The following is a 23,403-nucleotide window of genomic DNA, read 5'->3' as shown; positions in this document are numbered from 1 at the left end:
ACTAGCCCGCTTGCCATCCTGCCTGCCGTCTAGCGCGGGTTTTCCCTTAGGCCGTCATGAGCGCCACGATCAGCTGTCCCGCCTGAACCTCGTCGCCCGGGTTCACATAGATCGTCGATACGCGTCCGTCGCATGGCGCGAGCTGAGTGAACTCCATCTTCATGCTTTCTACGATGATCAGCGTCTCGCCCTTCTTTACCGCTTGGCCCGGCTCGACGAGCACCTTCCACACGCTGCCCGGCATCGAGCAGCGGACGGCCGTCGCGCCCTCGGGCAGCGCTTCCTCCTCCGACGCCTTGGCCGATTCGCCCTCGGAGACGTACTCCGCGAGGCCCAGCGCCTTCCAACTGTCGCGCTCCGCGCGGAAAGCCGCCTGCTGCTTGCCGCGGAACGCCTCGACGTCATCGGCGATGTCGTCCAGGAACTTCAAATAGTCGCCAAGGCGGAACGTCGTCTCCGCGATGTCCGCTTCGAAGCGTCCGCGCAGGAAGTCTTCGCGCAGCTTCAGCAGTTCTTCCGCGCTCACGGGGTAGAACCGAATCTGGTCGAAGAAACGCAGCAGCCAAGGCTTGCCGGGCTTGAAGCTCTCCGTCTCGCGCAGCTTGTTCCACATCTGGATCGTGCGCCCGACGAATTGATAGCCGCCCGGGCCTTCCATGCCGTAGACGCACATGTAGGCGCCGCCGATGCCGACGGCATTCTCGGGCGTCCACGTCCGCGCCGGATTGTACTTCGTCGTCACCAGCCGGTGGCGCGGGTCGGTCGGGGTCGCGACGGGCGCGCCCAGATAGACGTCACCCAAACCGAGGACGAGATAGTTGGCTTCGAAGACGACCTTCCCGACGTCGTCGATGCCGTCCAGCCCGTTGATGCGGCGGATAAACTCCAGATTGCTCGGACACCACGGCGCATCCGGCCGGACGTTCTTCTGATAGCGCTCGATCGCGAGCTGCGTCGCCGGGTCGTCCCAAGACAACGGCAAGCGCACGATACGCGACGGCACCTCGACCGATTCGAGCGGCGGCAGTTCTCCGTCCAACTCCAGGATGCGGCTGCACGCCTCCTGCACGGTTATTCGCGAACGGTCGATGTGCACCTGGAGGGAGCGAATGCCCGGCGTCAGATCCAGCACGGGAATGTCGCGACTCACCTTGAGCGCCTCCATTAAGGCGTGCACTTGGAACCGCAGCAGCAAGTCGAGCTCGAGCGCGCCGTATTCGACGAGCAGATTCTCGTCCCCGCTGCAGCGGATCGTGATGGGGAAGCGTCGACCCGCTTCCTCCTGCACGAGCAGCGGATAGGCCGGCGTGATCGCCGCGTTCGGCGTTTCCGGCAGTCTGCCGACCGCCAGCGCGTCGCGCCGGCTATCGCCGACCGGCAGTCCTTCCGATCGGCCGGCTCCGAGCGCCAGTCCCTCGCGCAAGCCGTCGCCGATCGCAGCGAGCTGCCGCTCCTGCCGTTCGCGCAGCGCGTCCGCCTCTTCCAGCGTCAGCAGGCGGAATTCGACGGTGTCGCCCGCGTGCAGCTGGCCCAGCTTCCAGAACTCGGCGGAAGCCGTCGTCACCGGACAGACGAAGCCGCCGAGACTCGGGCCGTCAGGGCCGAGCAGGATCGGCATGTCGCCGGTCAGATCGAGCGTGCCGATTGCATAAGCGTTGTCATGGATGTTCGACGGGTGAAGCCCCGCTTCGCCGCCGTCTTCGCGCGTCCAATGGGGCGCCGGTCCGATCAGGCGGACGCCGGTGCGGGAGCTGTTGAAGTGCACTTCCCACTTCGTCTCCGTGAGCATCGGCAGATAACTCGGGAGCAGGAACTCCTCCGTGCAGTGCGGCCCCGGGATGACGCCGATCGTCCACGTCCGGACGATCTCCGGCCGCGCGGGAGCGGCCAGCTCGCCCTCGAAGGCGGGCGCGCCGCCGGCGTTCGCGCGGAGCACGTCGCCGGCGCGCAGCGCGCGGCCGCCGTGGCCGCCGAAGCCGCCGAGCGTGAACGTCGCCGCGCTGCCAAGAATGCGGGGCACGTCGAACCCGCCCGCAATCAGGAGATAAGCGCGCATGCCCGCCGCCGCTTCGCCGAAGCTCAGCTCTTGTCCGCGTTTGACCCGAACCGGCCGATATATCGGCACCGCCGCGCCGTCCAGCTCGGCCTGCATATCCGCGCCGGTAACGCAGAACCACATGTCGCTGCGGAACTTGTAGGCGCCGCCGCGCAGCGTCAGCTCCAAACCGGCCGCATCGTCCGCGTTGCCGAGCAGCTTGTTCCCCGTACGGAACGCCAGCGGGTCCATCGGTCCGCAAGGCGGCACCCCCACGTCCCAGTGTCCGGTCCGGCCCGGCCAGTCCTGCACCGTCGTCTGTACGCCGCCGTCCAGCACTTCCAGCGCCAGCTCCGCCGGCGCGAAGCCGTTCAGCAACTGGGTATAGACATGGCCAGCTGCGACCTCTTCCTCCTTCAGCAGCGCCTCCAGATACTGCAGGTTCGTAGTGATGCCGTACAATCGCGTATCGGCTAGCGCCCGCCCGAGCTTCGCGATCGCTTCGGCGCGGTCCCGGCCGCGCACGATGATCTTCGCCAGCATCGGGTCGTAGAGCGTCGTGACCGCGAGGCCGTCGCGCACCCACGTCTCGACCCGCGCGTCCGCCGGAAATAACGCCTTGTCCAGCTGACCCGCGCTCGGCCGAAAGCCCTGCAGGCAATCCTCCGCGTAGATGCGCGCCTGGATGCTGTGGCCCCGGGCGGCGGGAACCAGCGAAGCCAGGTCGCGCAGTTCATCCGCTGCTTCCCGGACCATCCACTCCACGAGATCGACGCCGAGCACCTCTTCGGTAACGCCGTGCTCGACCTGCAGACGCGTATTCACCTCGAGGAAGTAAAATGCGCATGTCTGCGGGTCGTACAGGAACTCGACCGTCCCCGCGCTCCGGTAGCCCGCCTCCGCCGCCAGCCGCCGGGCGGCCTCGAACATCGCTTCGCGTACCTCGGGCGCCAGATTCGGCGCCGGGCTCTCCTCGATGACCTTCTGGTTGCGGCGCTGGATGGAGCAGTCCCGCTCGCCTAGCGCCACGGCCTCTCCGTAGGCGTTGCCGAAGATTTGCACCTCGACGTGACGCGCCCTCACGATATATTTCTCCAAGAAGACGCCGCCGTTCTTGAAGTTCGTCTCCGCCAGATGGCGCACGCCCTCGAACGCGGCGCGCAGCCCGCCTTCGTCCGCGCAGACCCGCATGCCGATGCCGCCGCCGCCGGCCGTGCTTTTCAGGATGACCGGGTAGCCGATGCGTACGGCTGCGTCGAGCGCTTCATCCAGCTCCTCGATGAGCGACGTCCCCGGCAGGAGCGGCACGCCCGCCTTCTCCGCGATCTCGCGGGCGGAGTGCTTCAGCCCGAAGAGCTCCATCTGCTCCGGCGTCGGTCCGATGAACGCGATCCCGCGCTCGCGGCAGGCGCGGGCGAACGACGCGTTCTCGCTCAGGAAGCCGTAGCCCGGATGGATCGCCTCCGCGCCCGTCTCGATAGCCGTCTGCAGGATCAGCTCCGCGTTCAGATAGCTTTCCTTGGCGAGTCCCTCCCCGATGAGGACCGCCTCGTCCGCTCCGTCCGCGTGCAGGCTGTCTTGGTCCGCCGCCGTGTACACGGCGACCGACGCGATGCCGAGCCGCTTCAGCGTCCGCTCGATGCGTACGGCGATGGCGCCGCGATTGGCGATGAGTACTTTGTTGAACATACGAACCGCTCCCCTTCGTTCATCCGCGATGTTGCGTATCGATCTATTCGTTCCAGACGAGCACCCGTACCGGCGTCGGGTTGTAGGCGTTGCACGGATTGTTCAATTGCGGGCAGTTGCTGATCAGCACCGTCGCGCGGCGCGTCGCCCGCATCTCCACGTAGGCGCCCGGCGAGGAGACGCCGTCCGCGAACGTCAGGCCGCCCTCGGGGGTCACCGGCACGTTCATGAAGAAGTTGATGTTCGGCGCGAGGTCCCGCTTCGTATATCCCGCATCCCGCTTGGCGAGCTGGAGCATGAACGTGTCGCGGCAGTTGTGCATGTGCAGCTTCTCATGCGCGTAGCGCACCGTGTTGCTCTGCGCGGAGCAGGAGCCCCCCAGCGTATCGTGGCGTCCGCACGTGTCGGCGACGATCCGCAGCAGCTCCGCCCCGCTCTCCGTTCGCAGCACCGAGCCCGTCGTCAGGTAGACGTTGCCTTGACCCGCGATCGTCCGTACGGCGCTGTAATGATCTTCCGGACGGTCCGCGTCGTAGAACAACGTGTCTGCGGCTTGGTTCCCGTCGAGGTCGACGATCCGCAGCACTTGGTTCGGTTCCAGATCGTACATCCAGCCGTCCCCGGCCAGTATAGTCTCGCTGTATATGGCATCCTCGACCCTGCGCGGGCTCTCCACCCGGTTGAATACGGCCATTTCGTTTCCTCCTCTAATCTCCGGTCTCGTTACACGATCTCCTGTTTTCGCTTCCCTACTTCAATCCCAGCAGCGCGTGGTATTCCCACGTATTCTCGAAAGCCCGGCGGTTCTCCGGACGATAATTCACGCAGTAATCCCCGCCGTCCGCCGGTTCGGCGTCCAGCACCTCTATCTTCACGGGAACGGAAGAATATTCGGCGGCCGGATCGAACGGGTTCGGCGTGTTGGAGAGGAGGAGCAGGACGTCCATCTCCGTCCGCAGCGTCACCGAGTCCCCCGATCGGCAATGATTCGCGTCGAAATGCAGATCGCCGGCCTCGTCGCAGACCACCTTCGAGAACAGGTTCACGATCGGCGCCATATCCCGCGGTCCGAGACCGTTCCGCGCAAGCTCGACCGCGAAGTTCTCTTCGCCGCTGCGCAGCCATGCGTTGCGAAGCTCTTGGTAGGTCGTTTTGCCGTACTTGGCGTCCGTCCCCTCGCGGGTGGAGTAGCCCGCGATCGGGTCATGCCACCCGAGGCTGTCTGCCACGATGCTGGCGAGCGCGCGTCCGTTGTCGCTCATGAGGACGTTGCCGCGCGTGAGGTGCGCGGTGTGCTGCGCCTTGAGCGTATCCGGCATGTTGTATCGCTCCGTCAGGTCCCTCGCGCTGTAGAGCTGGAGAGAGACGTTCGCGCCGTCATTCATAGCGGTGAAACGAATCAGCTTGCCGCGGCCGATCGATCCCGACCATTTGCCTCCGGCGCGCAAGGTCGTGCTCCATAAGGTTGTCATGAATGATTCGCTCCTTTACGGTTCGATATCGTGAATCGGAAGGGGATGAAAAAAGGAGATACCACAAGACGAATGTCTTGTTGATATCTCCCAGGTTTTTATCCTTCCGTGGCGCCCTTGCAACAAGAGCGGTTTACTCTCGGACCAGTCCCGACTGCCGTCGGCGGAACCCTAGTAAACTTAAGTATTCATTTGTTGTGAATAAACATAACGCATAAAGGGGCGTTCGTCAATGTTTATGTAAGGTATTTTTGGCGTTTGCGCCTCCATTTAGGATGTATCGATAGAATTCTTCCTTTCTCCTCGATAATGCGTTATGTTATCTAACACTTCACCGCCAACGCGGAACGGAAGCAACGAGAAAGGCGGCGTTTCCGGTTACGCGTACCTGCCGGACTCGCCGCCGTTTTTATTCCGTTTCCTTCGAATCCGGGCACGACCGTTTCCACGCTACCCCCCATTTGCGCATCTCGATCAGAACCGTTTGAAAGCTGCGACCCAGCTCCGTCAACGAGTATTCGACGGTTACGGGCACCGTCGGGAACACCTCGCGATGCACGATCCGGTTTTTCTCCAGGTGTCGCAGCATATCCGTCAGGGATTGGGTGCTGATCGACCCCAGCCGCCCGCGCAGCTGATTGAATCGCAGCGGCCCTTCGTGCAGCTCGCCGATGATGAGGAATGCGTACTTCTTGCCGATAATCTGCAGGACATCGCCGATCGTCGCCCAGCAATCGCGGTTCTCTTCTTCCGTATAGACATTCTGCATAGGATCACGCCCCTCGCATGCAAGTCGTTTCGATTTGATGTAGATTATATCGTTAGTCACGACCGGTCGCCAGGGATGGTTTTTAAGCAAGCATCTTCTTGTTCGCCGAGCCGCTTTCTATACGTTAGATTCATCTCGTTCCCGTTCTGGGTTACAAAAATCCTGTATGATCTGCGCCTTCACTTCTTCGATAGGAAACTGCTCGCGATAGGTGGATATCATCAACATGATGCCTTGAAGCGTTGATGAAAAGTATAACGACCGTTTTCTCGGTTCCTTTGCGCCCAGCCTTTCGAACATTTCACATTGAAAGTTGTACTGTCTGGCACTTTCATCGATCAGCAGCTTACTGTATTTCGCTACCGCTTCGTCCGATTCCGGCTGCGTCTGCAGATGGAGATAGAACCGGAATATTTCCGGGTTTCGATAGACGTTATCAATAGCGCCCTCGACAATATGCCGAAGTTGCTCGGTAGGCGATTCAATGGCGATCGCCTCTTCCATCACTTGAACCAATTCGCCGATTCTGGCCTCGACCATTGTCGCTAGCAGGTCTTCTTTCCCTTTGTAATAATTGTAAAGCAGACCTTTGGATATACCTGCATGTTTCGCTACTTCGTCTATCGAAGTCGCGTGATATCCTTGTTTAATGAACAGCTCCATCGCAGCGATGCGAATTTTCTCTTTGGCCATCAGTCGCAAGCGTTCATTTTCTTTCGGGGTACGCGGCATGACCTTATTCCTCCAAAAAACCGGTAATATGGCGATACACATCGTCAGGATGGGTTAGCGTGACCTTATGATCGGCGCCGGCCATTTGAATGAAACGAATATGGGGAACTCTCCGGAAGCATTCTGCAACGCGTATGTTATCCGGCAATTCCTCTTCGCCAATCATAAAGAGCGTCTTCACCGTTAATTCTTTTAATCTTTCGGCAGCTGGCGGCTCTGGCCAAATGGATTCGAACGTCCCCCATTCGCCCGTTTTCTTTAAATGATGTCTGAACATTTGATCCATCAGATCCCGATGTGGACCTGACATCACGATCCGATAGGACGGCGCGTCGAAAGAAAGCTCAACCATCTTATCGATGTCAGGGACAGCATCGTTTATTTTCTGCATCCAGTCCTCAAATTCCTGCGAGTGTCGGAAGCCTGACAACGAGGGAGCGATAAGTACGAGCTCAGATACTCTCTCAGGATATTTCAGAGCGAAATCCGTTGCGATTTGACCGCCCATAGAATGACCTACGAGCACAGCTTGATCAATCGCAAGATGGTCAAGCAGGGCGAGCAAGTCTTCAACATAGTTGGCTGGCTTCATGGGCGATGGCGATTTTCCGGCGCCGCGTCCGTCGAATGCGACGGTCTTATAGTGTTTGGCTAAAAGGGGGGCGACAAACGTCCAATCCCGCATATCCGCACCACCGCTGTGAAGAAGAACGACAGGTTTTCCGTATCCGCTGACCTCATAATACAAATCCATTTGCAATCCCTCCATCCAATCAGGGTATCGTTAAACATCTCCATTTTATTATTGGGTGAACGTTTAGTCAATATAAAATCGTTATGGGAGATCTACCTATATCCGTCCACACCCCGTCTATTCGAGTCAATAAAATAGGCTGTTCCGCTAGGTCGTCGCCGTCCTCGGGAACAGCCCCATTTACCGTTCCGGCACACCGATCGCCGATGTGCGTAGTTTATATACGCACTTTGGCCGATCCGGCGCACCGACCGCCGATGTGCGTAGTTTATATACGCACTTTGGCCGATTCGACGCACCGACAGCCGATGTGCGTAGTTTATATACGCACTTTGGCCGATTCGACGCACCGACAGCCGATGTGCGTAGCTTATATACGCACTTTGGCCGATTCGGCGCACCGACAACCGATGTGCGTAGTTTATATACGCACTTTGGCCGATTCGGCGCACCGACAGCCGATGTGCGTAGTTTATATACGCATATCGGCCGAACCGGCGCCCCCCCCCACACAAAGCATAGTTGAACTCATACATCGACATGCAGCCCCCCATTCGCGTTTCTCGCTCGGGACGGCTTCTTATTCATGCCAACCTTCATCTTACTTATTTATAGTAAGTCTACTTTACACGATAATATCAGAAACTTTTGCCTTCTTACATTTTTGAACTATCCGCCTTACAATCCCACTGAGAGGGCCGGGCGGCCAACGGATGCCCGAGCTCCCATCTAGAGAGATTCAAGGTAGGAGGGATTCTCATGTCATCGTCTTCGCCGAAAATTCAAACCGCAACGCAACCATGGTCCATCCGATCGATCGGCGGACCGCTCGTCGCCGTCATCGTCGGCATGTTCATGGTGCTCTTGGATAGCAGCGCCATCAATGTCGCCGTCCCGGCGCTGGTTCGCCAATTCGACAGCTCGCTCCCGGTCGTCCAATGGAGCTTGACCGGCTATATTCTCGCGGAAGCCGCCGTTATCCCGCTGGCCGGATGGCTGTCCGACCGATTCGGCGCCAAACGCGTCTTTCTACTCGCGATCGTCTGGTTTACGGTCAGCTCCCTCCTCTGCGCCATCGCCCAAGATGCGGGCACTTTCATCGCCTTCCGCATCCTGCAGGGATTGGGCGGCGGGATGGTCATGCCGATCGGCATATCGATGATCTACCGCATCAGTCCGCAGGAGAAGATCGGCACCGTCATGGGGATGGTCGGCGTCCCGATCCTGATCGCGCCGGCCATCGCGCCCGCGATCGCAGGTATGCTCGTGGACTATGCGAGTTGGCCGTACATTTTCCTCCTCAATCTGCCGGTAGGCATCGCAGGGGTATGGCTTGGAATTCGCAAGCTGCCACGGCTCGAACGGGGCGCATCGGCGAAGCTCGATCTGCCCGGCCTGCTGCTCGCTCCGCTGGCGTTCGCCTCGCTCGTCTACGGCGTGAGCAGGGGAGGCGACGCCGGATGGGGCGCAAGTTCGACCCTCGCGGGTCTTGCCGTCGGCGCCGCGGCGCTGATCGCGCTCGTCCTCGCGGAGCTACGCCGGGAGCAGCCGCTGCTGGACCTTCGCGTCTTCCGTTCGTTCGCCTTTACGCGCGCCATTCTGATCCAATGGATCGTCGCTATCGCCTTCTACGGCCTGCTTTTCCTGAATCCCGTCCTGCTTCAGCAGGCCAAGGGATACGGCGCCTGGGACACGGGCCTTCTGTTGCTGCCGCAAGCCGTCCTATCCGCGGTCTTCATCCAGCTCGGCGGACGCTGGTTCGACCGAATCGGCTTGAGGCCGCTCGTGATCGCGGGCATGGCTTTGATCGGCTTAGGCGCATTCCTGCTCTCCAGGCTGTCCGCCAATGACGGAATAAGCACGCTGATTCTGCCCTTCCTATTGGCCGGATCCGGTCAGGCGCTGTTCGGCATGGGATTGAACGCCTACCTGTTCCAAGCTGCGCCGCCGCATCTGGCAGGCCGGGTCGCCTCCTTGACGGGCGCCTTTCAGCAAGTGATGGCGTCCTTCGGCGTAGCCGGGCTGGCGACGCTGCTCGCGAGCCGCCTGCGCGCCTATGCGGACTCCGCTTCGCCCGCGGAGAGCGGCGTATGGATGCACGCTTTCAAAGACGCCTATCTCGCCGTGGCGGCCGTCGCCTTCGCCGGCGCCCTCTTGGGATTCACGATTCGCGCGCGGCGATCCAGCGAGCGCCCGGTCGCGAATGGCGATGACGCGGGGTCAGACGACCGGGCCGCCGACGGCAGCCCGCAAACGAAACGGCGGGAGGCTTAACGCCCCCCGCCGTCCATATAGCGTCTCAGTATCGGCGCCAGTCCCTCGGCCATCCGGGCAAAGCCCAGATCGGTCGGGTGGATGCCGTCCACCGTGCATTCGTGGTAGTCCGGCCCGAGCAGCTCTCCGCCGTCATGGAACCAGATCCGCTCGTCTCCCCGCTCCCGGCAGGCGTGGACCGTCTCGATCTGAATCTGCTTCCGCAGGAGTCGCAGGTCGCGCAGATCGAGATCGAACGTCTCGCGGGCGAAGCGGATCTGGGAGAGGACGAGGATCGGCACGTCCGGTTGCGCCTCGCGGTAGATCCGGATGAACGCCGGCAGCGTCTCCCGGAACAGCTCGGGGCTGACGCAATTCGCTTCGTAATCGAGCACGAGCAGCCCCGGATTCGGCACTTCGGCGACGAGGCGGGCAACTTCCGCTTCGCCCTTGCCGCTGCCGGAGAAGCCGAGATTGATGAATTCGGCGTCGATCCGACGGCTCAGGACGTTCGGATACGCCATTCCCGGTCTTGCGGCGCAGCCGCCTTGGGTAATCGAGGTACCGTAGATGACGATTCGTTTCTCACTCGCGTATGGCGGCGGAGCAAGCCGCTCCGCCCCTCGATCCAATCCGATCCGCACCTCTCGCACGCCTTGGTAGAGCGGGAAGTACAAAGTCACGTCCCGCATCTCCCGCGCCAGACCTTCGAACATCGTGAACGTATATTCCGTCTGCGTCTGATCGTACTTCGCCGTATTGCAGTAGTGCTGCCGCCCCGGCGGGCCCAGATAACAGTCGAAGCCGCATTGTCCCGTCACCGGCATATGATTCATATTCGCCGGTCCGGCGAGCCGGACCTGGACGGACAATCCGGCAGAGTCGGTTCGGAAGCGGATCTGCCCGCCCGCGGTATGGCTCGCCAATTCGTCGACGGCCGGCGGCAGCGGATGCGCGGGCCGCCGCGGCAATCGGCGGTAGACGCCCTCCTCCGCCAGCCAAGCGAAACCGTCGATCCGGAACGGCGCCTCCCGCGGGTCGTGCCAGACGAGTCCTGCCGTTTCGCCTGCGATATCGGTCATTGCCCGCTCTTCCCTTCCTTCGTCAGATAGATATCGAGGAGATGATCGCAGGCCTGTAGGTCGGTCAAGATCCGATTCTTGACTTCCGCTTGAATGGAAGAACGACCTTGAACATCGGATACGATCTTCGACAGGTGCGACTTCAAGGAGACGACTTTGCCGTGGTTCCAGCGTTCCCGGGGCTGCAGCTTCTTCGTCTCCTTGCGAATGTCGTCCGCGATCGCCTTGGCGTCAACCGATGACATGCCTCCGAACGGCACGTAGATCTCGTTCATCTTGCGAACGACGTCTTCGAGCATCGTATAGACGGGCAGGGTGGTCGCGTAATCCGGCACGATGGCTTCGTTCCGGTACAGGCCGAGCTTCAATTCATGGTCGTAACCGTTGTTAAACAGCGACTCGAATTCGAACAACGCCGTACCAGCTACCCCCAGCCGGTTCACCTGATCGATCTGATCGGCGAGCACCTGCTTTGTCAGATTGATGAAGGTGCCGACGCCGGACGCGACGAGCCCCTTGTCGCCCATGAGATCGAGCGAACGCTTGGCATCGGCCGCGATCAGCGTCGTATCGGGCACGTAGGACATATGGAAGATTTGATCCATGTAATTCTTGTCCACCCAGTTCTTCACTTCCTGCAGCACCGTCTTCGGCGCCAGCTCGAAGTTCGGCCACACCGCCGCGGTCAGCTTCATACCGGGTCTCAGCGGCATCACTTCATGGGCGATCCGGTCCACGAACGTGTTAATGACATCGATGCGGAACCGGGTCCATTCGTCCCAGAGGACGTCTCCCGGATGCAGATCGATCGGATCCGTCCCGTACCGGTCCTTGAACAAGCCGCGCGTATAGGGATCATAGGAGAAATCGTTCGTATAATCGCCGGAATCGGGATATCGGGTGAAGTCCAGATGAATGCCGGCCACGTCGTATTTGGAGACCAACTCTTTGTAGATCGAGAGGACATAGTCCCTCGCTTCCGGCAAAGCCGGATTGAGGAAGTAATCCTTCGTATTGCCGAGATCGGCGTACGGATCGCCCTTGCGGCTGATCATCCACCAATCGGGATGGTTGTCGTACACCGGACTCGTATGGCCTTGGCCGACATAGAAGTTTTCCACCCATGCGTGAATCTCGATTCCGCGCTTTGACCCTTCCTCAATGTACGCTTGCAGCACATCGAAGCCTTGGTAGATCGGATTAAGCGCCGTATCCGGCTGCTTGGAAGGATAGGAAGCATACCCGTCCCACCAGGTCTCCAGATAGATCGCGTTGATGCGAGTCGCTTGGATCCGGTCCAGATGCTCCTTGACCTGCGCAAGATTCGTCTCCTTGGGCCGCAGCCACAAGCCGCGCGTCTCGACCTTGCGGGATTCGTAATTCATGAACGCAAGATCGCTCACCCTTCGATCCATCTCGTTCAGCATCGCGAGCAGCCCTTCTTGATCGCCTTGTTCCAGCTTGGCCTGCACCTGCGCCATGACCGCCTTAGCCTCCGCGATCTGCTGCGCCATCTGCGCGTAAGGCACATCGAGGAATCTCGCCTTCGATGCTTGAATGCCCCGTTCCGCCTGTTCGATGCCGATGCTCGCCTTATCCAGATAGGACGAAGGCGTGAAGATGACGACGACGCGCTTCTTTGCGCGATCTACGGTGACTGTCGCTCCGATCGGAACGCGACTCGCCAGCCAGGCGGCCGTGGTTCCTACGCCGGAGACGACGAAGCCGCCTTCGGGAATCGCGTTGTTGTTGCCTCCGTTGCTGATGACGAGTCCTCTCGCATCGACGACGATCTCGTTGCCCCAGGGATTCGTACCGCTCCGCTCTCCGTAGGTCCGATCGTACACGATGATCTGATCGAGCCCTCTGTACCCTGGGAACGGCACGTTGTTGGCATCGTCCCACCCGGCGGGGTTGTCCTCTCTCGTTCGCGGATTGAAGGCATCGTAACCGATCTTGCCCGCCTGGTAGACGAGGCTGTCGAGCACCAGCTTGACGGAGTCTCCTACTGCGACTTTGCCGTTTAATTGGTTGTAGAAGGGGCTAGCCGACTGAATGGAAAGAACGAATCCGTTCGAAGGAATGGGGGAGTCGTTGTCCAGATAGCTGCCCGGACGGGACGGATCCGGCGCGATCGCCACGATTCGCGTCACTCGCTCCCCTTCGACCGTGATCTCCATTCCCCACGGATTCGTCCGCGTCGAAGAACCGTATGACGGCTGATACAGCACGACTTGGCCCAGATCCCGGCTGCCGCCCAGCTTGTCGATTCCAACCGGCAGCTGGCCGATCTCCGCATAGCGAGCGGGCAGGATCCGAATATCCAGATTAAAGGCTCGCAACCCTTGCCCGATCTCCAGCATGCCGAGAGGCCCCGAAGCCGCGGCGGACAGCACGTAACCCGACCCCGGAATGACCGTGCCTGCCGATCCGTTCGTATTGCGCGAGACGACGACATCGCCGGCGACGATGTACTCTACCGTATCCGTATCGAAAGGCTTTGTCTTTTCCCCGTACGCATGCGTGTAGATGACGGTCAGACTCGGCTGCCTGTCCTCGTCCAGCGCATCTACCGGATACGAGGATCCATCCTCCAGCAGAAGGGAAGGACCGATGACAGGCTGGGGCAGCGTATATCCCGATACGATCACTTCATCGCCGGCCTTTAAATGGTCAAGTACCCACTGGCCGCTCGCCGCGTTGCCGAAGAGGACGAATCCATTCGACGGAATGTCGACGGCCCCCTTCTTGTCCGCGATGGCGCTGACGATGTACTTTCCTTCGACATCATCCACGACGGCCGCGGTGGACCATTCGTTCGAATCCGTCTGCTTGCCGCTATTGTCGCGGGTGTAGAGGATCATGTCGTTCACCGCCGCGACGGGGCGGTTCACGGCGGTGATGACGATCTCGCTGCCGTCCGGCGCGATCGCCTTGATCGACTCTGCCGCGAGCGCGGTCTTCCCTGCACCGATGCCGAGCGTACCCACGGATAGAACGATGGCCATCACGTAGAGCACGAGTCTTCCTGGCAGCCTCTTCATGAATCAACCCTCCAGCTTCATCAGAGTGTGGTTGCGCGGGCTTGATGCCCGGAGAGACAATTCGCCTACCCCTTGACGGCCCCGACCATGCCGTTAATGAACTGCTTCTGCAGCACGAGGAAGATGATGATGATCGGGATGACGGAGATGATCGTGCCTGCGGCGACATAGGGGAAGTTAAACGCCAGATTGCTGTTCAGGTACTTGAGCGCGGGGCCGAGCGGATACTTGGCGCGGTCGTCCAGGATGATGACCGGCCAGATCAGGCTGTTCCAGAACGCCATGAAGTCGAAGATCAGCACGGTCGCGATGGCCGGACGGATCATCGGCACCATAATGGTCGCGAAGATGCGGAATTCGCCGGCGCCGTCGATCCGGGCGGAATGCTCCATATCGTTCGGCACCGTGATGAACGCCTGGCGCAGCAGGAAGATATTAAAGATGCTGATCGCCGACGGCAGAACGACGCCGAACATGTTGTTGTACAGGCCGAGCGATTGGATCGTCAGGAAGTTGACGATCATGCCCCCCGCGTTCGGCAGGATCATCGTGCTGACCATCGCGAAGAAGATCGCGTTGCGGAACGGGAACCGCAGCCGAGCCAGCGGATAGGCCGTGATCGCGCACAGGAAGATGTTGAGCAGGACGCCGAGCGCCGTCATGTAGACGGTGTTGCCGATGTACGACCAGAGCGGCATCAGGTTAAAGACGTCGATGAAGTTCTTGAACGTGATCGGGTTCGGGATGAACTGCGGCGGGTAGGCGTAGATGTTGTCGCCCGTCTTGAGCGCGGTCGAGAGCAGCCACAGGAACGGCCCCAGCGTCACGACCGTCGTGAGCAGGAGCAGCGGATAGACGACGATCGCTTGCACGATCTTCTTAGGTGACGTCTTCCGATTGCCTGGAAGGCGCTCCGCGGCCGGCGCGATCGGGGTATCACTCATAGTAAGTCAGCCCTCCTTTTCTCGTATACCGGAACATGAAGATCGAGAGCACCATGACGATCAGCGAGACGAGCAGGCCGAGCGTGGCCGCATAACCGAATTCGAAGTCCTGGAACGCCACCTTGTAGGAATAGATGCTGGTCGTCAGCGTCGTATAGGCCGGATCGCCGAGCGGACCGTGCATGACGAACACCTCGTCGAACACCTGGATCGCGCCCATCATCGACAACAGGGAGCAGAGCAGGACGAACGGCATGAGGAGCGGGATGGTGATATGCCAGATCGTTCTCCACCAGTTCGCGCCGTCGATTCGGGCGGCTTCCTGAAGCTCGCTCGGGATCGACTGCAAGCCGGCCAGATAGATCATCATGTAGTAGCCGAGGCCTTTCCAAATCGTGACGAACATGACGCCGTACAGCGCCAGCCGCGTCTCGACCATGAACGAGACCGGCTGATCGAGGATGCCGAATTTGAGGAGGAAATAGTTGAGGATGCCTTGCTCCTCGTAGACCCACTTCCAGGCGATGGCGGCGGCGACCATCGACGTAACGACGGGTACGAAGTAGGCGACGCGGAAGAAGGTAATGAAGCGAAGCTTGTTGTTCACGAGAATCGCCATCAGAATGGAGAGAATCTGCAGCACCGGCACGACGATCAGATAGAAGAGCGAATGCTGGAGCGCGAGGCCGAAGTTGCCGTCGGCGAAGGCGCGCTTGAAGTTGGCCCATCCCGTCCAATGCGTCGTGTCCACGACCGAGTAATCCGTGAACGCGAGCGGCAGGCCGCGGAAGATGGGGTAGAACGTAAACGCGAGGAGCAAGATGCAGCCGGGAACGAGCATCAGATAGGCGAACCCGGCTTGCCTGCGCATGAGCTTGTTGGAGAACAAAAGCGGTCACCCCCCCTGCAGTGTAAGAAGCACGAATCGGGCCTTCAACGGATAAATAGGAGTGAAGAAATTCACTCCTATTTATCCCTATATTCACGTATCAGGAAGTATAAGTTTCACCAATCCTTCGCTGGTCCGTCTCCGATAAAAACGTATCGCCCTCTAAAGCGGACGGCGAAGCCGTTATTACTTGGATTAGCCGTTGGCCTTGTTGACCTCGTCGAGCACCTTCTGCGCGGCGGCTTCGGATTGGCTCAGATATTCTTCCGGCGTCATCTTGCCGAGCAGCATCTTCTGCCAGTTCTTCCAGAGAGACTCCAGAATCTTCCCTTCGTCCTTGACCCCAAGCGTGAAGTCTTGCGCCTGCGCGGCTTCCTGCGCGGTGATGATCTTCGCTTTGGACTCCGGATCGTCGCCGGCTTCCGTGAAGAACGGGTCGGCGGCCGCCTTCTTCGTAGACGGCAGGATGTTGACGATCTTGCAGAACTCAAGCTGCGATTCGTCGTTCGTCATGAAGTTCGCGAGCGCGATCGCTTCCTTGTGGTTCTTGCTCTTCTCCGGCACGACGAGATTCATGAGGCCCGCGTGATACTTGCCGGTCTTCAGCGCCGGCATCGGCGCGACAAGGGTATTGTCGTAGACCTTCTTGGCGTTCGTCTTGACCCGGCTCAGGAAGGCGGCGCCGGTCGTGAGCGTGGCGATCTGACCGGACTGGTACTTGTCCGTGGCGTAGTTGGCGTCGGCGGTCAGGCTCTCCTTCGGAACGACGCCTTCGTCATAGAGCGCCTTGTTCCACTTCACCCACTCGAGCGCTTCCGGCGTGTTGATGATCATTTTCTTCTTGTCGTCGCTGATGACCGGCACCCCGGAGAAGTACAGGTCGGCCGGCGGGTTGTAGGTCGGAACGAAGCCGTATTTGCCGGTCTTCTGCTTGATCGTGACGGCCTGCTCCTTCAGTTCGTCCCAAGTGGTCGGCGGCTTGGCCGGATCGAGGCCCGCTTTCTCGTAGAGCTCCTTGTTGTACATGAAGGCGTTCAGCCCGTAGTACCAAGGGAAGGCGTAGACGCTGTCGCCCAGCTTCGCGGAGTTGTACAGATTCTCGAAGTAGATCGAGCGCTGATCTTCCGTCGCTTCGGCGTTCAGGTCGACGAGCGCGTTCTTGCCCGCGAGCGTCATCGTCATGCCGGTGTTCAGGTTGACGACGTCCGGCGCTTTGCCGCCCGCGATGGAGGTGAGCAGCTTGTTCTCCATCGCGTCGTACGGGAGATCCGTCCATTTGACCGTAATGCCCGGATTCTCGTCTTGGAACTTCTTGATTCTGCCGTTGATATAATCGTCGAAGTTGGGGCTGAGCGAGATCGTCCAGAACTGGAGGGTAATGTCCTTCTTCGGCGTCTCCTCCGGACTTGCGCTCGGGCTGGCTGACGCTTCCGGCGAAGAGGAGGCGGAGGCGGACGGCGATCCGCTGCTCTCTTCCTTGTTGCCGCTCCCGCATGCCGCGAAGACCGAGACCATGAGCGTGCAGATGACCGTTAAAGCCGTGTACCTGAACTTGCTGGTCATACGCTTCCCTCTTTTCACTGTTTGGAATTTTTCTTCAACCCATCCAATTTATGCGGTATTAATGTCCATAATATAGGATAGGTTTTTATTACCGTCAACATCATTTTGGAATTTTTATCTGATCTTTACATTCGATTCGGATCATGAATCCATATTTTGTTAGTCTTCGCCAACGTCAGCTCTCTCTGCGCCGCTCGCGTCTACTTTTCGCCTTCTTTGACGAAGTAGAGATCCACGATGCGCCCGGCGAAGTTCAGATCGAACCGAATCCGGTTCGCCGCCTCGGTCTGTACCGACTTCGCGCCCGCCAGCGTCTGCTCCAGCTTGCCGAGCTTCTGCTTCGCGGAGGTCGCGATGCCGTGGTTGAACTTCTTGTCCGGTTGAAGGACGTTCATCGCATTATTCAGATCCTTCTTCAGCTCGGCCGCGTCCATGGCGTTCATGCCCCCGAGGGGCACGTAGACTTCGTCGATCTTGCGGGCCATGTCCGCAAGCAGCGTATAGAGCGGCTTCGTCGTCCGGTAGTCGGGCATGACGGCCTTGTTCCGGTAGACGCCTAGCGTAAGCTCCCGGTCATAGCCATAGTCGTACAACGACTCGAACTCGAACAGGGCCGTTCCGTCCGCGCCGTTCTTGACCGCTTCGTCGATCTGGCGCACGAGCTCCGTCTTCGTCAGGTCGATGAAGGTGCCGATGCCGGACGTGACGAAGGCGCGGCCGTTCGCGACGGCCAGCGAGCTCTTCAGATCCTGCACGATGATGGTGGCGTCCGGCACGTACGACATGTGGAAGAGGTTGTGGATGTAGTTATGATCGGTCCAATACTTCGTCTGCTGGGCGTGCGACTTCGGCGCTTCGTCGTAGTTCGGCCATACGGCCGCCGTCACGATAATGCCGGGTGCCGTCTTGCGCGCTTCGGAGACGAGCCGGTCGACCCAGCTGTTAATGATATCGGCGCGGAATTGCAGCCACTCGTCCCAATGCGCATCGCCCGGATGGAGTTCGAGCGGATCGACGGCGGCTTGCTTCTTGAACAAGTCGCGGGTATACGCGTCATAGCCGAAATCGTTGGTGTAGTCGCCGGAGCCGGGATAGCGGGCATAGTCCAGATGCAGCGAATCCACGTCGTATTTCTGCAGCAGCTCCTTGTAGACGGCGGACACGAAGTCCCTCGCCTGCGGCAGCGCCGGGTTCAGCCAATACCACTTTGCGCCGTTCGTTCCGACTTCGTAGTTGTCGCCCTTGCGGCTAATCAACAGCCAATCGGGATGACGCTCGACGACCGGGCCGCCGGCGAAGAAGTTCTCGACCCAGGCATGGATCTCGATGCCGCGTTTCTTGCCTTCGTCCAGATAGGCCTTCAAGACGTCGAACCCTTGGTAGATCGGATTCTGCGCCGAATCCTGCACCTTCGTCGGATAGATGGTATAACCGTCCCACCAGGTCTCCAGATAGATAGAGTTGATATTCGTCGCCTGGATGCGGTCCAGATGCTCGCGCACCTGCGCCAGGTTCGTCTCCTTCGGACGCAGCCACAGGCCGCGGTTGTCCACCTTGCGGGACTCGAAGTTCATGAAGTGCGTATCCGAGATGCTCTGGTCCAGCTTGTTCAGCAATGCGAACAAGCCCCCGGTCGCGCCGCTCTCGATCGCGGTCTTGGCCTGATCGCGCAGCGTCTTGGCTTCGGCGATCTTTTGCTCGATCTGCTTGTAAGGCACGTCCAGGAATTGGCTGCGGGACGTCTGCAGCGCCTTCTCCGCGTTGTCGACGCTGATCGTCGCCCGGTCCAGATACGATTCGGGCGTGAAGATCAGGAGCACCTGCTTGTTGACCTTGTCGATCCGCACCTTGGCGCCTACCAGCGCGTTCTTGGTCAGCCACGTATTCTTCGCGCCGTGGCCGGACAGGACATAGCCGCCCGCCGGGATCGCGTTGTCGTTGCCGCCGCTCGCGATGACGAAGCCCCGGTCGTTCACGACCGCCTCGAAGCCCCAAGGATTCGTGCCGGTGCTGGCGCCGTAGCTGCTGTCATAAACGATGAGCTGATCGGTGCCGCGCATCCCGGGATAAGGCGTATTCCCGACATCGTCCCAGCCGCCGGGGTTGTCCTCCCGCGTTTTCGGATTGAAGGCGTCGTAGGTCATCTTGCCGGCCGAATAGATGAGGCTGTCCGTCACGAGCTCCACCGGGTCCCCGACGGCGACTTTGCCGGTCAGCCGGTCGTAGAACGAACTGCCCGACTGGATCGAGACGACATAGCCGTCCGCCGGAATCGGCGTATCGTTGTCCAGGTAGGCCCCCGTATTCGAATCCGTGCGAACGTCCGTTACCTTCGTCACTTTGCCGCCCGACACCGCCAGCTCCATGCCCCAGGCGTTCTGCCGGGTCGAGGGGCCGTACGCGGGTTGATAGAGGACGACTTCGCCCGCGCCGCGAGGCCCGTCGACCCGGTCGATGCCGACCGCGACGCCTTGGACGGTGAAGTACTTCGACGGCAGCACGGGAATATTCAGGTCGCGCGTCTCGACGAGCGCGCCGATCGCGAGATCGCCGAGCGCGGCGGCCGCCGTCCCCGAGGCCGAGAGCACGTAGCCCGTCGTCGGGATGAACGTCCCTTGGCTTCCTTCGGCGGACTTGACGACCACGGCGCCGTCCGCCACGATGTACTCTACCGTTCCGGAGGCGAACGGCTTCGTCTTCTCTCCGTAGTTCCGCGTGTATACGGCCAACTGATCGTTCTGCCGCTCTTGATCGACCGCGGCCACCGTCAGCGTTCTGCCGTCCTCCAGCACGATCTGGGGCGCAGCGAGCGGCTGCGCCGCGCCTTCCGTACCGGCCGCCGACGCGGCTCCGGCGAATAACAGCACCATAACCATTACGAGCGTTAACGTTCTAAACAAACGATTCATTCTCCTTGCCTCCTCTTCCGATTCGATTTGGTTGATGGGTCGTGCCGAACGATCCTTCGCCTCCGTTCGGGCGTTTAGGGAATGCTGCTATATTTTGAAAAGAAAGCGCTATTATTTTTAGGGATAACAGATAATCCAGATCATCGCGATCGCGGCTTGAATCATGCCGGATCAAGATCCGTCATGATTCAATGCGCCCCGGATGGCTTGGACGAAGCGTTTGGTAATCTCTTGGGGTCTCGTGATGGCGGTGCCGACGACGACGGCATGCGCGCCCAGCCGCAGGCAGGCGATGCATTCCTCCGGCGTCCAGATCCGTCCTTCGGCCAATACCGGCGTGCGGCGCAGCGCGGCGAGGCGCGATACCAAGTCGATGTCCGGCTGCTCTTGCTGCGTGCTGTAGGAGGTGTATCCGGACAGCGTCGTCGAGACCAGATCGACGCCGAGCGCCATGGCCGCGACGCCTTCCTCGTAGGTAGAGATGTCGGCGACCAAGCGAAGATGGGGGTAAGCCAGACGGATCGCGGCGACGAATTCCTGGAGTGACCGTCCGTCCGGCCGCGGGAGCTGCGTGGCGTCGAACGCCAGCAGATCGGCTCCCGCCTCCGCGATCTCCCGGATCTCTTGGAGCGTAGGCGTGATATAGACTTCCGAGCCTGGATAATGCTTCTTATAAAGTCCGATGACCGGCAGCGCGCTTTTTCGTTTGATCGCGGCGATATCCCTTGGCGTGTTGGCGCGAATCGCTACGGCTCCGCCCTCTTCTGCCGCAACGGCCATGGATGCCATGAGCTCTGCCCCGAAGAGCGGCTCCTGCTCCAGCGCTTGGCAGGAGACGATAAATCCGTCCTTCAGGCTATCGATGATTAATGCTTCATTCATGAGCTCACCCATTTTGTCATTGGAGTTATTTTTCATTTCCATCACACTTAGTGGAATTCACCTCCATCTCTGAATTGGTTTCATTATAGCAATTTGGTTCGATTTGGGAAAGATATTTATTTCTTTTTATTAAATGTTTATGGAATTTAAGTTCAAAAGCTATGGTATACTGGAGCCAAATTACATCATTTTTTCCGGGAGGAATCTCCGATGTCCGCAATCGTCTACCTGCCGTTGGACGAACGGCCCTGCAACGCCGCCTATCCCGTCCGGATCGCCGCCGCCTCGGACGTCCGTCTGACCGCGCCTCCGCGCGCCATGCTCGGCGACAAAAAACGTCCCGCCGATACGGCCGCGCTCGCCGAGTGGCTGCTGGCGCAATCCGCCGAGGCAAGCCGGCTGATCGTCTCGCTGGACATGCTCGTCTACGGGGGGATCGTCCCTTCTCGCCTGCACCATCTGAGCGAAGCGCAATGCCAAGCGCGGCTGAACGTCATCAAGTCGTGCAAGGAACGCAATCCCGCGCTGCGGATCTTTGCCTTTAATCTCATCATGCGGGCGCCCGCTTACAGCAGCAGCGACGAAGAGCCGGACTACTACGCGGACTACGGCGCCGAATTGGCGCGGCTCGGGGCGCTGCAGGACCAGTTGGCGCGGGACGGTCTGGACGAGGACGCGCAGGCGGAGCTGGAGCGGCTGACGGCATACGTGCCCGAAGCGGTACGGCTCGACTTTACGGATCGTCGGCGGATCAATACGACGGTAAACCGCATGGCGATCGATCTCGTGAAGGAGAATGTCATCGACTTCCTCCTTATTCCGCTCGACGACAATGCCAAGTACGGCTATTCCTCCTCCGAGCAGCGCAACCTTCTGCTGCGGGTGGAGAAGCTGGGGCTGCTGGATCGCATCCATCTGTACCCGGGAGCGGACGAGATCGGGAACACGCTGTTCGCGCGCGCCTTCTGCGAGCTGAAGGGTTACCAACCCGAGATCTACATCCGTCACGCCTCCACCTCCGGCCCGTTCTCCATTCCGAAGTACGAGGACCGTTCGCTGGGCGAGAGCCTGAAGGCGCAGATCCATGCGGCCGGCGGCTTCATCGGCGATCATGCCTCGGAGGCCGACTTCGTCCTCATGGTCAACTCTCCGCCCGTCGGACAGCACGACATGGCCGAGACGACGACGGCGCTGGCCGACCGGCATGCGTCCTACTTCTCGGAGGTTAACCTGCGGGAATTCGCGGAAGCGATCGCGCGCTATACGGCGAAAGGGCGGATGGTCGCGCTGGCCGACGTCGCGACGTGCAACGGGTCGGACGAGCCGCTCATGAAGCTGCTATCGCGGTGGGGGCTGCTGCCGAAGATCGCGGCGTATGCCGGCTGGAACACGTCCGGCAACACGCTCGGCACCGTGATCGCGCATGCGATCGTGGAATCCTATTATCGCGGGGCGGCGCAGCGAGCGGGAGGCTTGCAGTCGCGTGAAGCGGGGGGAGCGGCTGGCGAGCTTGGCGGCAAGAAGCAAGGGACTCCGAGCGCGTTTGGCGAGCAGCAAGGCGGAGCAGGCGGGCAGGTAGACGTGCAAGCGGGAGAGTCCACTGGCGCGGCCTGGGAAGCGGAACGCGCGCGGAACAGCGAGTCCTTCTACGTGTCGCGGTTGCTGGAGGATTGGGGCTACCAAGCGATCGTGCGCACCGATATTGCGTGGAACCATCTGGAAGCGCTCGGCGGCAACTACTTCGACGTCTCGGCCATCCATGGCGAGATCTCGGCGCTGGTGCTGGCCAAGCTGACCGCGTTCGCGGAGACGTACCTGCAGGATCTCGATCCTTCGCGCTTCCTCCTGGACAACGTCGAGATGCCTTGGCGGCGCATGTTCGAAGTCGGCTTCGAGCTGCGGTTAGCGTGACACAGGGTGCTCGGGACTCGGGCGAGCGGCGTCCCTCAAGATGCGGCTAGCTCAGATTGCGCATACCGCACGGACTTTTCGAAAATAGAATCCATCTTGGACTCGCGAGCGCCGGAGAATAGCGTAGGTCAACCGATGATGGTGCTCGCTCCCCAATCAATTGTATTCGTACAACTTATTTGGCTCCCATTGGCGGAGAAGAGGCATTTACTNNTTCAGCAGAAAATCGATAAATCAGCAAAAAATGGCCGATTTAGTTGTACATTTACAACTTATTGATTGATATGAAGGTCATCCTGCGAAAAAAGTTGTACATTTACAACTTGTTCGGTCGGCGTCGGAGGTCTGAAGGGGCTGGTGGTCTGAATGGTCTGGAGGTCTGAATGGTCTGAAGGGGCTGGTGGTCTGGAGGTCCGGAGGTCAGTCGGTCTGGAGGGTTGGAGGTCTGGAGGGTTGGAGGGTTGGAGGGTTGGAG

At 60.1% G+C, this 23,403-nt stretch carries 15 protein-coding genes and 1 riboswitch; of the genes, 2 read left to right on the top strand and 13 right to left on the bottom strand.

Annotated features, from left to right (window positions below):
- Positions 1 to 46: 46 nt before the first annotated feature.
- From uca to H7C19_RS21765, 6 genes are all read right to left on the bottom strand, one after another.
- Positions 47 to 3,724 (bottom strand): urea carboxylase, encoded by a 3,678-nt coding sequence (gene uca, locus H7C19_RS21790; protein WP_185671183.1) that lies wholly within the window; start codon positions 3,722 to 3,724, stop codon positions 47 to 49.
- Between the two features lie 43 nt (positions 3,725 to 3,767).
- A complete protein-coding gene (locus H7C19_RS21785) occupies positions 3,768 to 4,418 on the bottom strand; it encodes an urea amidolyase associated protein UAAP2 (RefSeq protein ID WP_185671182.1) in 651 nt (216 codons plus the stop codon).
- Between the two features lie 55 nt (positions 4,419 to 4,473).
- On the bottom strand, positions 4,474 to 5,196 hold the full coding sequence (locus H7C19_RS21780; protein ID WP_185671181.1) for an urea amidolyase associated protein UAAP1: 723 nt from the start codon (positions 5,194 to 5,196) through the stop codon (positions 4,474 to 4,476).
- Positions 5,197 to 5,281: 85 nt separating this feature from the next.
- Positions 5,282 to 5,382: riboswitch (guanidine-I (ykkC/yxkD leader) on the bottom strand.
- A 223-nt stretch (positions 5,383 to 5,605) separates the two neighbouring features.
- Positions 5,606 to 5,965, bottom strand: a complete 360-nt coding sequence (locus H7C19_RS21775; RefSeq protein WP_185671180.1) for a winged helix-turn-helix transcriptional regulator — start codon at positions 5,963 to 5,965, stop codon at positions 5,606 to 5,608.
- A 117-nt stretch (positions 5,966 to 6,082) separates the two neighbouring features.
- Positions 6,083 to 6,697, bottom strand: coding sequence for a TetR/AcrR family transcriptional regulator (locus H7C19_RS21770; RefSeq protein ID WP_185671179.1), 615 nt, complete (start codon positions 6,695 to 6,697; stop codon positions 6,083 to 6,085).
- A gap of 4 nt (positions 6,698 to 6,701) precedes the next feature.
- Entirely contained in the window at positions 6,702 to 7,451 is a 750-nt protein-coding gene (locus H7C19_RS21765) for an alpha/beta fold hydrolase (protein WP_185671178.1), read from the bottom strand.
- A 759-nt stretch (positions 7,452 to 8,210) separates the two neighbouring features.
- Between H7C19_RS21765 and H7C19_RS21760 the strand changes: the two genes are divergently transcribed.
- Positions 8,211 to 9,725: an MDR family MFS transporter gene (locus tag H7C19_RS21760; protein ID WP_185671177.1), complete on the top strand. Its 1,515-nt coding sequence runs from the start codon at positions 8,211 to 8,213 to the stop codon at positions 9,723 to 9,725.
- Here H7C19_RS21760 and H7C19_RS21755 read toward each other — a convergent pair.
- The 7 genes from H7C19_RS21755 to H7C19_RS21725 form a co-directional block, all read right to left on the bottom strand.
- Complete coding sequence (locus H7C19_RS21755) at positions 9,722 to 10,786, bottom strand: SGNH/GDSL hydrolase family protein (RefSeq protein WP_185671176.1); 1,065 nt, start codon at positions 10,784 to 10,786, stop codon at positions 9,722 to 9,724. The two genes, H7C19_RS21760 and H7C19_RS21755, sit on opposite strands and share 4 nt — an antisense overlap.
- The gene (locus H7C19_RS21750) at positions 10,783 to 13,830 is read right to left on the bottom strand and encodes a glycoside hydrolase family 10-like protein (RefSeq protein ID WP_185671175.1); all 3,048 of its coding nucleotides are present in this window, start codon (positions 13,828 to 13,830) and stop codon (positions 10,783 to 10,785) included. The genes H7C19_RS21755 and H7C19_RS21750 overlap by 4 nt, the downstream gene beginning before the upstream one ends.
- Positions 13,831 to 13,895: 65 nt before the next feature.
- The gene (locus H7C19_RS21745) at positions 13,896 to 14,774 is read right to left on the bottom strand and encodes a carbohydrate ABC transporter permease (RefSeq protein WP_185671174.1); all 879 of its coding nucleotides are present in this window, start codon (positions 14,772 to 14,774) and stop codon (positions 13,896 to 13,898) included.
- Positions 14,767 to 15,663, bottom strand: a complete 897-nt coding sequence (locus tag H7C19_RS21740) for a carbohydrate ABC transporter permease (protein WP_246469655.1) — start codon at positions 15,661 to 15,663, stop codon at positions 14,767 to 14,769. Before H7C19_RS21740 ends, H7C19_RS21745 begins: the two co-directional genes overlap by 8 nt.
- 195 nt (positions 15,664 to 15,858) lie before the next feature.
- Positions 15,859 to 17,226, bottom strand: coding sequence for an ABC transporter substrate-binding protein (locus H7C19_RS21735; protein ID WP_185671173.1), 1,368 nt, complete (start codon positions 17,224 to 17,226; stop codon positions 15,859 to 15,861).
- 200 nt (positions 17,227 to 17,426) lie between these two features.
- The gene (locus H7C19_RS21730; RefSeq protein WP_185671172.1) at positions 17,427 to 20,135 is read right to left on the bottom strand and encodes a family 10 glycosylhydrolase; all 2,709 of its coding nucleotides are present in this window, start codon (positions 20,133 to 20,135) and stop codon (positions 17,427 to 17,429) included.
- A 171-nt stretch (positions 20,136 to 20,306) separates the two neighbouring features.
- A complete protein-coding gene (locus H7C19_RS21725) occupies positions 20,307 to 21,029 on the bottom strand; it encodes an N-acetylmannosamine-6-phosphate 2-epimerase (RefSeq protein ID WP_246469654.1) in 723 nt (240 codons plus the stop codon).
- Between the two features lie 198 nt (positions 21,030 to 21,227).
- Here H7C19_RS21725 and H7C19_RS21720 point away from each other — a divergent pair, with 198 nt between their 5' ends.
- A complete protein-coding gene (locus H7C19_RS21720) occupies positions 21,228 to 22,928 on the top strand; it encodes a DUF4127 family protein (protein WP_185671170.1) in 1,701 nt (566 codons plus the stop codon).
- The last annotated feature ends 475 nt before the right edge of the window (positions 22,929 to 23,403 follow it).

This window comes from Cohnella nanjingensis (assembly GCF_014212125.1).
Taxonomy (GTDB): Bacteria; Bacillota; Bacilli; order Paenibacillales; family Paenibacillaceae; genus Cohnella; species Cohnella nanjingensis.
This window is presented reverse-complemented; position numbering and strand designations above follow the sequence as displayed.